This window comes from Flammeovirga pectinis, from assembly GCF_003970675.1.
In the GTDB taxonomy this organism is placed as follows: domain Bacteria; phylum Bacteroidota; class Bacteroidia; order Cytophagales; family Flammeovirgaceae; genus Flammeovirga; species Flammeovirga pectinis.
Window position 1 is genome coordinate 1212671 of sequence record NZ_CP034562.1, and the last position, 14450, is coordinate 1227120.

15 protein-coding genes are annotated in these 14450 nt (G+C 32.4%); 11 read left to right on the top strand and 4 right to left on the bottom strand.

Going from position 1 to position 14450, the window contains the following annotated elements; translation table 11 throughout:
- The 5 genes from idi to EI427_RS04960 are packed head-to-tail and all read left to right on the top strand — an operon-like array spanning nucleotide 1 to nucleotide 3818.
- The gene (idi, locus tag EI427_RS04940) at nucleotides 1-531 is read left to right on the top strand and encodes an isopentenyl-diphosphate Delta-isomerase (RefSeq protein WP_126612244.1); all 531 of its coding nucleotides are present in this window, start codon (nucleotides 1-3) and stop codon (nucleotides 529-531) included.
- A 10-nt stretch (nucleotides 532-541) separates the two neighbouring features.
- Nucleotides 542-1996, top strand: a complete 1455-nt coding sequence (gene crtD / locus EI427_RS04945) for a 1-hydroxycarotenoid 3,4-desaturase CrtD (RefSeq protein WP_126612246.1) — start codon at nucleotides 542-544, stop codon at nucleotides 1994-1996.
- A gap of 4 nt (nucleotides 1997-2000) precedes the next feature.
- Nucleotides 2001-2663 (top strand): carotenoid biosynthesis protein, encoded by a 663-nt coding sequence (locus EI427_RS04950; RefSeq protein ID WP_126612248.1) that lies wholly within the window; start codon nucleotides 2001-2003, stop codon nucleotides 2661-2663.
- Nucleotides 2664-2668: 5 nt separating this feature from the next.
- Nucleotides 2669-3163: a sterol desaturase family protein gene (locus tag EI427_RS04955; RefSeq protein WP_126612250.1), complete on the top strand. Its 495-nt coding sequence runs from the start codon at nucleotides 2669-2671 to the stop codon at nucleotides 3161-3163.
- Nucleotides 3147-3818 (top strand): lycopene cyclase domain-containing protein, encoded by a 672-nt coding sequence (locus EI427_RS04960; protein WP_126612252.1) that lies wholly within the window; start codon nucleotides 3147-3149, stop codon nucleotides 3816-3818. Before EI427_RS04955 ends, EI427_RS04960 begins: the two co-directional genes overlap by 17 nt.
- Here EI427_RS04960 and EI427_RS04965 read toward each other — a convergent pair.
- Both EI427_RS04965 and EI427_RS04970 read right to left on the bottom strand, forming a co-directional pair.
- Nucleotides 3815-5122, bottom strand: coding sequence for a TRAP transporter large permease (locus EI427_RS04965; protein WP_126612254.1), 1308 nt, complete (start codon nucleotides 5120-5122; stop codon nucleotides 3815-3817). The two genes, EI427_RS04960 and EI427_RS04965, sit on opposite strands and share 4 nt — an antisense overlap.
- Nucleotides 5122-5631 carry a TRAP transporter small permease subunit gene (locus tag EI427_RS04970; RefSeq protein ID WP_126612256.1) on the bottom strand — a complete coding sequence of 170 codons (510 nt, stop codon included), beginning with the start codon at nucleotides 5629-5631 and terminating at the stop codon, nucleotides 5122-5124. Before EI427_RS04970 ends, EI427_RS04965 begins: the two co-directional genes overlap by 1 nt.
- A 243-nt stretch (nucleotides 5632-5874) precedes the next feature.
- Between EI427_RS04970 and EI427_RS04975 the strand changes: the two genes are divergently transcribed.
- From EI427_RS04975 to EI427_RS04985, 3 genes are all read left to right on the top strand, one after another.
- Nucleotides 5875-6603, top strand: coding sequence for an isoprenyl transferase (locus tag EI427_RS04975; protein ID WP_126612258.1), 729 nt, complete (start codon nucleotides 5875-5877; stop codon nucleotides 6601-6603).
- 41 nt (nucleotides 6604-6644) lie between these two features.
- Nucleotides 6645-9182, top strand: coding sequence for an outer membrane protein assembly factor BamA (gene bamA / locus EI427_RS04980; RefSeq protein ID WP_126612260.1), 2538 nt, complete (start codon nucleotides 6645-6647; stop codon nucleotides 9180-9182).
- A 251-nt stretch (nucleotides 9183-9433) separates the two neighbouring features.
- Nucleotides 9434-10573, top strand: coding sequence for an acyl-CoA dehydrogenase (locus EI427_RS04985; protein ID WP_126612262.1), 1140 nt, complete (start codon nucleotides 9434-9436; stop codon nucleotides 10571-10573).
- 61 nt (nucleotides 10574-10634) lie between these two features.
- On the opposite strand, the gene EI427_RS04990 is transcribed toward EI427_RS04985, so the two are convergent.
- Both EI427_RS04990 and EI427_RS04995 read right to left on the bottom strand, forming a co-directional pair.
- Nucleotides 10635-11045: a hypothetical protein gene (locus tag EI427_RS04990; RefSeq protein WP_126612263.1), complete on the bottom strand. Its 411-nt coding sequence runs from the start codon at nucleotides 11043-11045 to the stop codon at nucleotides 10635-10637.
- A gap of 150 nt (nucleotides 11046-11195) precedes the next feature.
- Nucleotides 11196-11930: a M15 family metallopeptidase gene (locus EI427_RS04995; protein WP_126612265.1), complete on the bottom strand. Its 735-nt coding sequence runs from the start codon at nucleotides 11928-11930 to the stop codon at nucleotides 11196-11198.
- A gap of 28 nt (nucleotides 11931-11958) precedes the next feature.
- On the opposite strand from EI427_RS04995, the gene speD reads away from it, so the two are divergent.
- The 3 genes from speD to EI427_RS05010 all read left to right on the top strand — a co-directional run bounded on the left by speD (nucleotide 11959) and on the right by EI427_RS05010 (nucleotide 14364).
- Nucleotides 11959-12375 (top strand): adenosylmethionine decarboxylase, encoded by a 417-nt coding sequence (gene speD, locus EI427_RS05000; RefSeq protein ID WP_126612267.1) that lies wholly within the window; start codon nucleotides 11959-11961, stop codon nucleotides 12373-12375.
- Between the two features lie 49 nt (nucleotides 12376-12424).
- Nucleotides 12425-13321, top strand: coding sequence for a 4-hydroxy-3-methylbut-2-enyl diphosphate reductase (locus EI427_RS05005; protein WP_126612269.1), 897 nt, complete (start codon nucleotides 12425-12427; stop codon nucleotides 13319-13321).
- Between the two features lie 257 nt (nucleotides 13322-13578).
- The gene (locus EI427_RS05010; protein ID WP_126612271.1) at nucleotides 13579-14364 is read left to right on the top strand and encodes a DeoR/GlpR family DNA-binding transcription regulator; all 786 of its coding nucleotides are present in this window, start codon (nucleotides 13579-13581) and stop codon (nucleotides 14362-14364) included.
- Nucleotides 14365-14450: the final 86 nt, after the last annotated feature.

The following is a 14450-nucleotide window of genomic DNA, read 5'->3' on the forward strand; positions in this document are numbered from 1 at the left end:
ATGGAGGAGGTAATATTAGTAGACAAACAAGATAATCCAATAGGGAAAATGGAGAAACTTCAAGCACACGTTGAAGGTCTTCTCCACAGAGCATTTTCTATTTTTATTTTTAACGAAAATGGAGATTTATTATTGCAACAAAGGGCGTTGTCTAAATACCATTCAGGTGGTTTATGGACAAACTCATGCTGTAGCCACCCTAGAGTAAATGAAACTTTAAGCTTTGCTACAGAAAGAAGGTTACAAGAAGAATTGGGGTTTACAACTCAAGTAATTGAGATAGATTCAATTTTGTATAAAGCGGCTTTTGGAAACGGTTTAACTGAACATGAATTCGATTATATTTTTATAGGTGAATACAATGGATTAGTGGATTTTAATCCGGAAGAAGTAGAGCAAGTGAAATTTATATCAAGAAAAGATTTAGACCAATGGTTAATAGATCAACCTTCTGATTTTACGGCTTGGTTTCCTTTGTGTTGGGAAAAAGTAAAAAACGAATTAGATAAAAATAGCCGTGCTATAGCATAACGGCATAGTAATGAAAAAAGCAGTTGTTATAGGTGCCGGAATTGGAGGAATTGCCGCAGCATTAAGAGTAAATAAATTAGGTTACAAAGTAACAGTTCTTGAAGGTACCTCAATATTAGGAGGTAAATTACGTCAGTTTAAAACGGATAACGGATTTACTTTTGATCAAGGACCTTCATTATTTACATTACCTCATTTGGTTACAGAACTATTTCAACTGTACAACAAAGAACCTAAAGAATATTTTGATTATACCGAAAATGAGATAGCAACTAAATATTTCTTTTCAGATACTACTGAGTTTACGGGTTGGAGTGATCCAACTAAATTTGGATTAGCTGTAAAAGAACTTTGGGGAGTTGATATCCACAAGGTATTAAATCAGATTATTGACGATTATAAAAAAACGGCTCCTATTTTCTTAGAAAGTGCTCTAACTAACCTTTCAGATCTTTTAAATAAAGATGTAATGAAAGCTTTACCGGTACTGACTAGATTAGGAATATTTGAATCGCTAAATAAGTTTAATGAAAAGCATTTTAAACACGAGCAGCTTGTTCAACTGTTTAATAGATATGCTACTTATAATGGTTCAAATCCTTATCAGACTCCCTCAATAATGCGTGTAATTAGTGCACTAGAACATTCTGATGGCGTTTTTTTTCCTAAAGACGGAATGAGAAGTATAGCTACATCTTTAATTCGTTTAGCAGAAGAGCAAGGAGTGACTTTCTTGACTGATCAAAAGGTGAAAAGTATAAAAACACTAAAAAATAAAATTGTAAGTGTAGCAACAAATAATGCAGACTTTTCTGCAGACTTATTTGTTTCTAATGCAGATGTTAATTTCTTTTTGCCAAATGTGGTAGAAGAAAAAGTTCATGTTCCTAAAACCAAGGAATTATCATCTTCTGCATTGGTATTTTATTGGGGTATAAATCATTCTTTCTCTCAATTAGATTTGCATAATATCTTCTTTTCTGACGATTATAAAGAGGAGTTTAGACAATTATTTGAGGAGTTTAAAATACCAGATGACCCTACAATTTATGTACATATTAGTAGTAAGATGAATCATAATGATGCTCCAATAGGAGGTGAGAATTGGTTTGTTATGATTAATGTTCCTGCAGCTCCAGAACTATTTACGAAGGAGTTAATCAAGAAGATTGAAGAAAAAATTATTAGTAAACTTTCTAAATCATTATCAATTGATTTAAAAAGTAAGATAAGCTATTCTTCTCATTGGACGCCTAAAACTATCGAACAAGATACGATGAGTTGGAAAGGTGCTTTATATGGTCTGAATAGTAATAAATTAACGCATGCACTGTATAGACAGAGAAATAAATCATCAAAATATAAAAATCTTTATTTTGTAGGAGGCAGTGTTCATCCTGGTGGTGGAATACCTCTATGTTTAAATAGTGCAAAAATTGTATCATCATTAGTAGCAAAGACTTAATTTTATGCAGGTACGCGAATTTCAAAAAGAAATTGAACTAACAAATCTTCAAATAACAAAAATACTATTATCAGTATTTTATACTGTAGGTGGTATAGTTGCTTTTACACCTTACAATCAACTTCTACTTCCTTTCTCACCATTTTTATTATTTACCTCTTTTTTATGTCTTTTTTATTTTGAAGAGGTGAAAAGTAAAGGTGTTATTGGGTGGTTTATTTTTGTGTATATATCAAGTTTTTTAATAGAATGGTATGGTGTTCATACAGGTATTTTATTCGGAGACTACGTTTACTTAAATAATTTAGGATTGAAATTAGATGGAGTACCCTTAGTTATTCCCATCAATTGGCTAGTATTAGCTGTTGCAGGTAGTGAATTGATAAATAAATATGTTTCTAAATGGAATAAAATAATTTCGAGTTTTACAGGCGGAGGGGTTGTCGTAATTCTTGATGTATTTATAGAGATGGTTTGCGAACCTTTAGGTTTTTGGAAATGGTCTCAAGGCATGCCTCCAATGATTAATTATATTAGTTGGTGGGTATTTATGAGTATTTTCATTTATATTCGAATAAAGTTTTTCCCTTCAAGGAATCCACTGTCGATTTATTTATATCTAACATTCTTTGGCTACTTTATTTTACAAGTAATCGCAAATTTTTAAATTATATGGCAATGCTTCTAGATATTCTAATTGTTCTATCAACCTTCTTAGTAATGGAAATGGTTGCATGGGCAGCTCATAAATATGTAATGCATGGTTTTTTATGGTATTTACATGAAGATCATCATGGACCTCACGAAAATTTCTTTGAAAAGAACGACCTGTTTTTTCTAATTTTTGCTATTCCATCTTGGTTGGGAATTATGTTAGGAATGATTTATAATCAGTATACTTTTGTGTGGATTGGTGCTGGTATCGCCTTGTACGGATTGTGTTATTTCTTAATGCATGATGTGTTGATTCATAGAAGATTTAAATGGTTTGATAATACAAATAACCGTTACTTTAGAGCGATTAGAAAAGCACACAAAGTGCATCATAAAAAGATGACAAAAGAAGACGGTGCTTGTTTTGGAATGCTAATAATTCCAATGAAATATTGGATAGAAGCGAAAGGAAAAAAAGTAACTCAAAAACACAATAATGCCGGAACAGTTTAATTTATATTTGTACCTAAACATAATTGCTATTTTAGGTCCTTTTGTTCTTAGCTTTGATAAGAAAGTAGCTTTTTATAAGCATTGGCCTAAATTACTTCCTGCATTATTCTTTCTGTGGGCAATTTATATTCCATGGGATGTTTTTTTTACATTCATGTTATACTGGGGCTTTAACCCAGATTATCTTGTTAAAATAGAATTTCTTCATCTACCTCTTGAGGAGTGGTTATTCTTCTTGATAATACCTTACTGCTTTCTTTTTATCTATGAAGTAGTTTTAGCTTATTTTCCATCTACAAAGCAAAAATCATTCTTGCCAGCATATTTTTTTATAGGGGTTGCAATAAGCCAAGCCTACCACGGAGGTATGTATTCGTACTTTAATTTAGCAGTTTTGCTTCTTGCTTTATTGGTTACTTTTAATCAACTAAACAATGCATTTTGGTGGACTTATGTACTCACTTTAATTCCATTTTTGTTATTTAACGGGATTCTAACTGGTGCAATTACAGAAGAACCTGTTGTTTGGTACAATAGCGGAGAATTTAGTGATGTTCGAATAGGTACTATTCCATCAGAAGATTTTATTTATCTTTTAGGTATGCTTCTTTTGTGTATTAAAGGGTGGAACCTTAAGTTTAAATCAACTACCTAATCTAAGAAATTAGGTAGCCAAGTAACAATCTCAGGGAAGAATATAATACCAGTGATAAGTAAGATTTGAATTCCGATATAAGGTACTATTCCTTTATAAATCTGTTTTGTTTTAATTTCCTTAGGTGCGACACCTTTTAGGTAGAATAATGAGAAGCCAAAAGGAGGAGTTAAAAACGATGTTTGTAGATTTAGTGAAACTAATATGGCTATCCATAATGTGTTTAAGCCATACATTTCGAAAATTGGTGTTACAACAGGCATGAAAATAAAGATGATTTCTATGAAATCGATAAAGAAGCCTGCAATAAAAATACCTACCATAACCAAAGCAAGGAAAGTATAAGGCTCAAGATCTGCAGATTGAATTAATTCAACAAGTAGATCATCTCCACCTAATCCTCTAAATACTAAACCAAAAGCAGTTGCACCAACAAGTATCATAAATACCATACTTGTTAAATTTCCACTTTCAAAAGCAGATTCTTTTACAGCTTTCCAAGTAAGTTTACCTTCTAGTGCAGTTAATAAAGTTGCAGCCATTGCACCAACACCAGCAGCTTCAGTTGGAGAAGCAATACCTAAGAATATAGAACCTAGTACTGATAAAATTAAAAGGAATGGTAAAACAAAAGTCTTAATAAGAAGAGATGGAGTTAGTTCTTTTTTAAATGCAGCAATTTCTTCTTCAGGAATTGGAGGTACATCATCTGGGTAAATAACGGCATAAATATATACATAAAAGATATAGCAAATAACTAAGAGAACACCGGGAACTACGGCAGCAATAAACAGCTCCCCAATTGATATGTTCATTACGCTTCCCATTAGAATTAAAACAATACTTGGTGGTATAATTTGTCCTAATGTTCCCGATGCTGCAATTATCCCCGTAGCATATTCTGGAGTGTAACCTCTTTTAAGCATAGAAGGCAAACTCATTAAACCCATAGTAACTACGGTTGCACCCACTATACCTGTAGAAGCCGCAAGCATTGCACCAACTAACGCAACAGAAATTGCAAGGCCACCTTTAACTTTACCAAGTAAAATAGCCATTGTATTAAGAAGTCTACTTGCAATACCAGATTTTTCTAGCATTACTCCCATATAAACAAAAAGAGGTACAGCAATTAATATCTGATTACTCATTGTACCAAAAATACGGAGTGGTAACAGATAGAATAAGTCTAATCCAAAAGTATAAAAACCAAAAATTAAAGAAACACCTGCTAATGTAAATGCTACAGGATACCCTAAAAGGAGTGCAGCAAATAGACATAAAAATAAAAGAAGTAGTATCATTAGTTTTTTTCTGTAGAATTAAAAAGTGAAAGTGTATTTTCAATACAATTACTTAGTCCTTGTAGAAAAAGTAAAAATATACTGATAGGAATACATGCTTTAATTAAAAAACGAAAAGGTAACCCACCCGGATCGGTAGAAGTTTCCATAATTATAAACGAGTTTTTAACATAAGGTAAACTCGCGTCAATTATAATACAGCAAAAAGGTAATAGAAATATAAAAAAACCTAAAATGTTTATAGCTGATTTTACCTTTGGAGAGAAGTTAGAATATAGAGCATCTACACGAACGTGTTTATCTAATCGGAGTGTATTTCCTGCATTTAAAAGAAAGATACAAGCAAATAAATGCCACTCTAGTTCTGCAATTGCAGCAGTTGTATAATTGAAAACATATCTGCTAAATACATCAAAGCATACAATTATGATTAAAAGTATACTAAAATAAGAAACAAAATGTCCAATTTTTTTATTTAACAGATTTATAGATTTATATGAGAGTATCATTGTTTTATTACCTTAAAAAATCATTATCTTGTTGATAATGTGAATGTACATAGATCGTTTGCTCGTTGCTTTGAGAGGGTGAATTTATATAAAAATACACTTTATTCTAAAATAAGTGCCAAATGTTTTAATATGAGATTCTTTTTTTGTTGTTATCTGCTCGATTTATCTTTAATTTCGCCGTTCGGTATACAATATTTATTGTAACTACTATTAAAGTAATTGTTCTTGAAGAATTTAGTAATGAATGATAATATAGATAAAGCGAATCTACCTAAACACATAGCTATTATCATGGATGGTAATGGCAGATGGGCAAAAGGTAAAGGAGCTAAACGTATATTTGGACATAAAAATGCTATCAAAGCTGTAAGAGATGCTACAGAAGGTTGTGCTGAATTAGGCATTGACTTTTTGACATTGTATGCTTTTTCTACAGAAAATTGGGATAGACCCAAAGCAGAAGTATTTGGATTGATGCAATTATTAGTGTCTACTATTCGTTCAGAAACAAAAACATTGACAAAAAACAATGTAAAGCTTAAGGCAATCGGTAATATTTCTATGTTACCAAAAGATTGTCAAAAAGAATTACAAGAAGCAATACAACTAACACAGAATAATACGGGTCTAACTTTAGTGTTGGCCTTAAGTTATAGTGGTCGATGGGATATTACTCAAGCGACTCAGAAAATGTGTGAGGATTACAAGTCTGGAAAAATAGATGCAATTGAAGAAGATACGATAAAAAGTTATTTGTCGACTGCAAATATGCCAGATCCGGAACTCCTCATTCGTACGAGTGGTGAACAACGAATTAGTAATTTCTTGTTATGGGAAATTGCTTATACTGAATTATTTTTTACTAATGTACTTTGGCCTGACTTCAGAAAGGAAGTGCTTCACGAAGCATTACATGTATTCCAAGGACGTGAGCGTCGTTATGGAAAAACAAGTGAGCAACTTTCTTAATTTTTTAGCAGGCTTAAATAAAAAGAGATCAAGCAAAACGCATGATATCAACAAAAAAAGCAGTTTATAGACTGTTGACGTTCATCTCAATTTGGACATTCGCAATAACTTCAGCACAAGCTCAATTTGGTACCAATTATGGTTCTCAAAGTGGCAAGTATAAGGTAGACTACGGTACTCCAGTAGAATATACTATAGCTGGTATTGATGTAGTCGGTGCAGACTTTAATGATAAAAATGCATTGATTAACATCTCTGGACTTAAAGTAGGAGAGAAAATTACTATTCCAGGTGATGCTGTTAGTAAGGCGGTTAAAAAACTTTGGAAATTAGGTATTGTTGGTGATGTAAAAATCAACATTACTGAGATTCAAGGTAATGATGCTTATCTACAAATTGCTCTTACAGAGCGCCCTAAATTATCAAGATTCTATTTTGAAGGGATTAAAAAGGGACAAGCAAAAACACTTACAGATAAGGTTCAATTAGTAAGAGGACGAATTGTTACTGAATCAATGATTCGTAATACTCAAAACGTTATTAAAGGACATTATGCTGAGAAAGGTTTTAGAAATACGGAGGTTAAAATCGTAAGAGAGAAAGACCCTGTATTAGCTAACTCTGTAATTCTAAGAATTGATGTCAATAAGAAATCCAAAGTGAAAATTGAGGAGATTACGTTGGCAGGTGTTGAAGAGCTTACCGAGAAAAAGGTAAAGCGTAAAATGAAGAAAACTAAAGAAAAACGTTTTGGTCGTATTTTTACTCCATCTAAATTTATAGACGAAGAGTATAAAAATGATAAAAAGAGTTTAGTTGAATATTATAACGAAGAAGGTTTCCGTGATGCTGAAATTTTAAGAGATACAGTTTATGATGTTACTGAAAAATCAGTAAATATCGAAATTGATATGTATGAAGGTCAGCGTTATTACTACCGTAGTATTAAATGGACGGGTAACTATAAGTATAACGATGAGCAGTTAGGACGTGTACTTGGTATTTCTCCAGGTGATGTTTACAATACATCAGAACTTAATAAGCGTTTATCATTTAACCCTAGTGGAGCAGATATTTCTGCTTTATATATGGATGATGGATACTTATTCTTTAATGTAACACCTGTAGAAGTATTAGTAGTAGGAGATTCGGTAGATATTGAGATGCGTGTTTTTGAAGGAGAGCAAGCTTATATATCTAAAATTGTAGTAAATGGTAACACTAAAACTTCCGATCACGTAATTTATCGTGAAGTAAGAACTTTACCAGGACAGAAATTTAGCCGTGCAGATCTAATAAGAACACAACGTGAATTATCAACTTTAGGATATTTTGATCCTGAAACAATTGATATTCAACCTAAGCCTAACATGTCTAACGGTACTGTAGATATACATTACGGTTTGACAGAAAAAGCAAACGACCAGATTGAACTTTCTGGTGGTTGGGGTGGTTACTACGGTTTTGTAGGTACTGTTGGTTTAGTATTTAATAACTTCTCCCTTAGAAATGTTGGTGATTTTTCTAAATGGAAACCACTTCCAGCAGGAGACGGGCAAAGATTACAATTAAGAGTTCAAGCGTCAGGTATTCAGTACCAAACGTACTCTATTTCATTTACAGAACCTTGGTTGGGTGGTCGTAAACCAAACTCATTAACCGTAAGTTATAACTACTCTAATCAAAACTCATATAGTGGAGATGTAAAAGTTGGTAGCTTAGGCATTAATGCAGCAACGGTTTCATTAGGACGTCGTTTACAATGGCCTGATGACTGGTTTACAATGACCAATTCATTATCATTCTTAGTGTATGATTTGAACAACTGGTATGCAACTGGTTTTGGAGATTACAATAATGGTAAATCATATAACTTAACTTTCAATACAACAATTGCAAGAAATAGTGTCGATCAACCAACTTATCCACGTAGAGGTTCTCAAATTTCATTAAGTATCAGTTTAACTCCTCCTTATTCATTAATGCAGGATAAAGATTTCACATCAGCAGATATTACTGATGAAGAAAGATACAAATGGGTAGAATACAATAAATGGATGTTTGATAATGCTTGGTACCAAGCCATCGCAGGTGATTTAGTTTTAGCAGCAAGGGCTCACTTTGGTTTCTTAGCAGCCTATAATCAAGATAAAGGTTTAGGACCTTTTGAAAGATTTATCATGGGTGGTGATGGATTAACTCAGCAATATGCATTATTAGGTACAGAAACAATTGGTTTAAGAGGTTATGAAAATAACTCTATTGTACCTTATGAAACAGATGGTTTAGGTGGTGTTGCTTACAACAAGTTTGTAATGGAACTCCGTTATCCTGTATCATTAAATCCAGCAGCAACAATTTATGTTTTAGGTTTTGCAGAAGGTGGTAATAACTGGGCATCAATAGATGAGTTTAACCCATTTGATATGTATAAATCAGCTGGTTTTGGTGCTCGTATCTTCATGCCAGCATTTGGTATGTTAGGTATTGACTGGGCATATGGTTTCGATGCACCTCCGGGACGTCTTGATCCAAGTGGTAGCCAATTCCACTTTACAATTGGTCAGCAGTTAAGATAATAATTGATTTAATTCAATTTTTCTATAAAATATTTAGCCCTCCAACTTGGAGGGCTTTTTTTATTTTGTGTTTTTTAATTTATCAAGAATTTTACTAAACCGTCACTGTGATTTAATAAATGAATATTTGTTCATAAATAATTAAATTTAAAACGTAAACTAAACACTAAATACTTTTCTTTTCGGATAAGGTTTGTATATTTGAGTAATTATTCACAATTAACACAATAGAATTTTACCAATTTACACACATGAATTTTGAACTAACAGAAGAACAATTAGCTGTTAAAGAAGCAGCAAGAGATTTTGCCGTATCAGAATTATTGGAAGGCGTTATTGAACGAGATACGGAACAACGTTTTCCTAAAGAGCAAGTAAAGCAAATGGGAGAACTTGGCTTTATGTCAATGATGGTTGATCCAAAGTATGGTGGTGGAGGTATGGATACACTTTCATATGTTATTGCAATGGAGGAGATTTCTAAGATTGACGCTTCAGCCTCTGTTTCAATGTCGGTTAATAACTCTTTAGTTTGTTGGGGCCTTGAGAAATTTGGATCAGAAGAACAAAAACAAAAATATTTACCAAGATTATCTTCAGGGGAGGCAATAGGTGCTTTCTGTTTGTCGGAACCAGAAGCAGGGAGTGATGCCACTTCTCAAACAACTGAAGCAATAGATAAAGGAGACCATTACTTAGTAAACGGCACAAAAAATTGGATTACTAACGGTAACTCTGCATCTATATATCTTGTGATTGCACAGACAGATAGAAGTAAAGGACATAAAGGAATCAATTGTCTTATTGTAGAAAAAGGCATGGAAGGCTTTGTTGTAGGTAAAAAAGAAGATAAACTAGGGATAAGAGGTTCTGATACACATATGCTTAGTTTTACGGATGTAAAAGTGCCTAAAGAAAATAGAATAGGAGAAGATGGTTTTGGTTTTAAATTCGCTATGGGTACACTTAATGGTGGACGAATAGGGATTGCAGCTCAAGCACTTGGTATTGCAGCTGGAGCCTACGAGTTAGCTTTAAAGTATTCTAAAGAGAGAAAGACATTTGGTAAACCTATTTGTGAGCATCAAGCAATTGCATTTAAATTGGCGGATATGGTAACGAAAATAGAGGCAGCTAGAATGTTAGTATATAAATCAGCTTGGTTGAAAGATCAAGGGAAAGATTATTCAGAAGCATCTGCTATGGCTAAGTTATATGCCTCTGAAGTAGCTATGGAAGTATCAGTAGAAGCTGTACAAGTTCATGGAGGATATGGGTATGTTAAAGAGTACCATGTAGAAAGATTAATGCGTGACGCAAAGATTACTCAGATATATGAAGGAACTTCTGAAATACAGAAAATTGTTATTTCTAGAAGTGTATTATCATAGATAATTTATATTTTTCTTAAACAAAAACATCTCATGATAATTAATCATGAGACGTTTTTGTTTAATTTTTCAGACTGATTTCTTTAATATGTGCATCTAAGACACGCCTTTGCCTAAAGTAATTGTTTTTTTGATAATTAAAATCAACATCCAGTGTCTTACTTAATGCTAAGAAGAACGGGAAGTTTTTTTCTTTTTGATGATCTAATATAAAAACATCAGAAAATTGATGCTTAATATTAAAATTAAATTTTTTAAACATTGACCATTCTTTATGGCCACTCCATATGAAAGTTAGATTAGAACGGTTTGATACGTAAAAATCAATATCATTGGCCTCAGATAAATCAATTATGGCTAGAATTACTTCTTCCATTTCATCTACATTACTATAATGCTTCCAAGTACATTCAACTGACTTGGTTAGTACATCCCACTCGACGGTAGCGGTAGTATTTTTAAAGATAATCATGTTGGAAGTAAGGGTTCAAAGAAAAACGTTTAAAGACGATTACTTATTCACACCCACTAAAAATAATAGGTATGAACTGCATTATCAATGTAGGTAAAAAATTACTAATTAATTAATTAGCAGTACCTTATTTGGATAAATTAAACTTTTTTAAAAATCATTACAATTAAAAGGAGTGTTAGAAATTGGAAATGTAGCGTGTCTGTAAGAGTAATGCCACCATTCTGTAGAAGTGGGTCTAAAACCATGTTTCCACATAACTTTTGCAAGCAGATCTCTGTGTTTTAAAATTTGCTGAGGTAAATCTTTATAAGTAGGCCATGCTTCTTTGCCAAAAAAATCATAAGGAGTACCCATTTCTATTTGTTTTCCATTTAAATCACAGAGGGTTAGGTCAACTGCTAAACCCTTGTTATGCCAAGATCCTACTCTCGGATCAGCAACATATCTTCTATCTGGATACACGTTCCACATCTTCCATTGAACACTTAAAGGACGGTAACAATCAAATAATTTAATTTTAAATCCTTTTTTTATCAGTTCTTGTTGTACTTTTACTAATTGTAAGGCGACAACTTTACGTAACATCGCTTTAGTGCAAGAATACAATACCGTTTTTGTGAAATTATTAGAAGTAGCATAACGAATATCCAAAACAAATAAACTATCAAGTTTGTTTAATTCTACAAATGATGAATCAGGTAAATCAGTAATTGATTTCCAATACATACTTTGTCTTAAATCATTGGATATTATAATATTAATATTTTGCTCTGTGTTACCAAGAAAGTTTTCTTTGTCATTAAAATTACTGTTAGTTAAATTGGTTTCTTGATGTTTACAACTAGAAACTATTAATAGACAAAGAAAAAGAAACTGACGCATACAAAATGACTTATAGATAAATTGACAAATGAGTTTTTATAAAGGAGAAGAAATTTTCTTAGGGAAACAACTTTTAGGCGAATTGTATTCATGTAATCATGTCGCTTTAAATAATCCTGAAGATGTAAAAGTACTTATGGAAGAGGCAGCTGTGAAAGCAAATGCAACTATAGTACAATCTGTATTTCATCATTTTTCACCTCATGGTGTATCTGGAGTAGTAGTAATACAGGAAAGCCATTTTGCTATACATACATGGCCTGAACATAATTTTGTTTCGGTAGATTTCTATACTTGTGGTTCTACAGCTTTTCCAGAAAAAGCAATGGACTACTTAGTAGAAGTATTACAGCCTGCATCTTATGATTTAAAAGAAGTGAATAGAGGTGATCTTCATAAAATTGAAGAAATTGCAGATCATACTGCAAATAAATCTCTTAAATAAGAGAAAAGCATTAATTTTGTGCATTATTAGTCAAACTTGAATATTTATTATGGAAGTATCGATTGATCAAAAATCGGGATATTGCTTTGGTGTTGAGTTTGCCATTCAAATGGCAGAAGAAGAAATGGATGAGTCTGGTAAGTTATATTGCCTAGGTGATATTGTTCATAATAGCATGGAAGTTAAGCGTTTGCGTGATAAAGGACTTGTAATAATTGATCGTGAACAATTGGAGAATCTATACAATTGTAAAGTTTTAATTCGTGCTCATGGGGAACCGCCGGCAACTTATAAAACAGCAATTGAAAATAATATAGAGCTTATTGATGCTTCTTGCCCTGTAGTATTAAAATTACAAAACAGAGTAAAGAATGCCTACGATAAAACTGATGCAAAGGAAGGACAGTTAATAATTTACGGAAAACCAGGACATGCTGAAGTAATTGGGTTAACAGGTCAGACTGGAGATAACTGTATTATTGTATCATCCATTGAAGACTTAGAGAAAGTTGACTTTAAAAGACCTATTACTTTATTCAGTCAAACTACGAAAAGTACTAAAGGCTTTTATGAGTTGAAGGCTGAAATAGAAAAGCGTGTAGATGCTGAACATGGCGAAGATGCTCATAAAGAATTATTCAACGCCAATGATAGTATTTGTCGTCAGGTTTCTAATCGTGAACCACAGATGGTGAAATTCTCGGGCGAGATGGATGTAATTATTTTTGTTAGCGGGAAAAAGTCATCTAATGGTAAAGCACTTTATAATGTTTGTCTTAAAAATAATCCTAGAAGTTATTTTGTTGAAAATGAACAAGAAATTAATCTAGATTGGATTAATCCTAATGATAAAGTAGGTATTTCTGGTGCAACTTCAACTCCAATGTGGTTAATGGAGCAAGTAAAAAGTTATTTAGAAGCGAATACTTCGGCAATAACTGTATAAAGTAATGTTAATTTAAGAAAAGCCTGTTTTAGGTTTTTAAAGATATAAAAGGTGTTTACCCATGGGTAAATGCCTTTTTTTGTATAAAACAGTGCTTTTATTGCATGATTTCACTCTTTGTTATCAATCATTTGTGCTTGTTTGCATTTATTTATTAAAATAAATGAACTATTATTTGCACGTTTATGCGTGTTCATGTATGTTTGTGGTGTAGTCAAAACACTTAATCATATTTGTTTATTTAAATTTAGTGCAAGATGTTAAAGGAAGAGAGACAGCAATTTATTTTAGATGAAATAAGAAAAAATAATAAAGTTCTTTCTTCTGAATTGAGCACTTCTTTAAATGTTTCAGAAGATACTATTAGAAGAGATTTAAGAGAATTATCTGATTTAGGTACAATCCGTAGAGTACATGGAGGAGCCGTTAAAAATCAGAATAATATAAGTGGAGGAATGGAAGATGTTTCGTCTTATATTCCATTTAGCTACGAAGATAGAGAAGTATACAGTAAAGCCAATAAAGAAGTAATTGCTGATAAGGCTATTTCTTTAATTAAAGATGATATGGTTATCTTGATTGATGGCGGAACTACTAATCTTGAAATTACGAAAAGACTACCAAAAGATTTAAAAGCAACAATTATAACAAACTGTTTACCAGTTGCAACAAGCCTTGCACCATACAGATTTGTTGATGTATACTTTTTAGGAGGTAAAATGTTGCCAAATGCTTTAGTTACTGTTGGAAATTCAGTAATGAAAGAGCTTAGTGAAATAAGAGCAGACCTTTGCTTTATGGGTACAAGAAGTATTGACTTAAAGCGAGGAATTACAGATATTGATAGAGAAGAAGTTGAAGTGAAAAGTGCAATGAGTAATGCAGCGTTAAAAGTTGTGTCTGTTGCTACTTCAGACAAATTGATGACTTCTCAGCCATTTTTAGGGATACCAATAAATAAAATTCATATGCTTATAACAGAGCTCAATGCTAGTGATGGTGTTGTTCAAGGTTTTAAGCAAGAAGGTTTAGACATTTTATAAATCCTTCATTTATTCATCTGATATTTATTCTTTCCCTACCACGATTTACATATTCTATTCATACTTATAAATAATATTTATCTATT

Coding starts and splice junctions, on each gene's coding strand:
- EI427_RS04965 (WP_126612254.1), bottom strand. CDS start 5,122: ATGATACTACTTCTTTTATTTTTATGTCTATTTGCTGCACTCCTTTTA.
- EI427_RS04950 (WP_126612248.1), top strand. CDS start 2,001: ATGCAGGTACGCGAATTTCAAAAAGAAATTGAACTAACAAATCTTCAA.
- bamA (WP_126612260.1), top strand. CDS start 6,645: ATGATATCAACAAAAAAAGCAGTTTATAGACTGTTGACGTTCATCTCA.
- idi (WP_126612244.1), top strand. CDS start 1: ATGGAGGAGGTAATATTAGTAGACAAACAAGATAATCCAATAGGGAAA.
- EI427_RS05010 (WP_126612271.1), top strand. CDS start 13,579: ATGTTAAAGGAAGAGAGACAGCAATTTATTTTAGATGAAATAAGAAAA.
- speD (WP_126612267.1), top strand. CDS start 11,959: ATGAGTTTTTATAAAGGAGAAGAAATTTTCTTAGGGAAACAACTTTTA.
- EI427_RS05005 (WP_126612269.1), top strand. CDS start 12,425: ATGGAAGTATCGATTGATCAAAAATCGGGATATTGCTTTGGTGTTGAG.
- EI427_RS04970 (WP_126612256.1), bottom strand. CDS start 5,631: ATGATACTCTCATATAAATCTATAAATCTGTTAAATAAAAAAATTGGA.
- crtD (WP_126612246.1), top strand. CDS start 542: ATGAAAAAAGCAGTTGTTATAGGTGCCGGAATTGGAGGAATTGCCGCA.
- EI427_RS04975 (WP_126612258.1), top strand. CDS start 5,875: ATGAATGATAATATAGATAAAGCGAATCTACCTAAACACATAGCTATT.
- EI427_RS04955 (WP_126612250.1), top strand. CDS start 2,669: ATGGCAATGCTTCTAGATATTCTAATTGTTCTATCAACCTTCTTAGTA.
- EI427_RS04995 (WP_126612265.1), bottom strand. CDS start 11,930: ATGCGTCAGTTTCTTTTTCTTTGTCTATTAATAGTTTCTAGTTGTAAA.
- EI427_RS04960 (WP_126612252.1), top strand. CDS start 3,147: ATGCCGGAACAGTTTAATTTATATTTGTACCTAAACATAATTGCTATT.
- EI427_RS04985 (WP_126612262.1), top strand. CDS start 9,434: ATGAATTTTGAACTAACAGAAGAACAATTAGCTGTTAAAGAAGCAGCA.
- EI427_RS04990 (WP_126612263.1), bottom strand. CDS start 11,045: ATGATTATCTTTAAAAATACTACCGCTACCGTCGAGTGGGATGTACTA.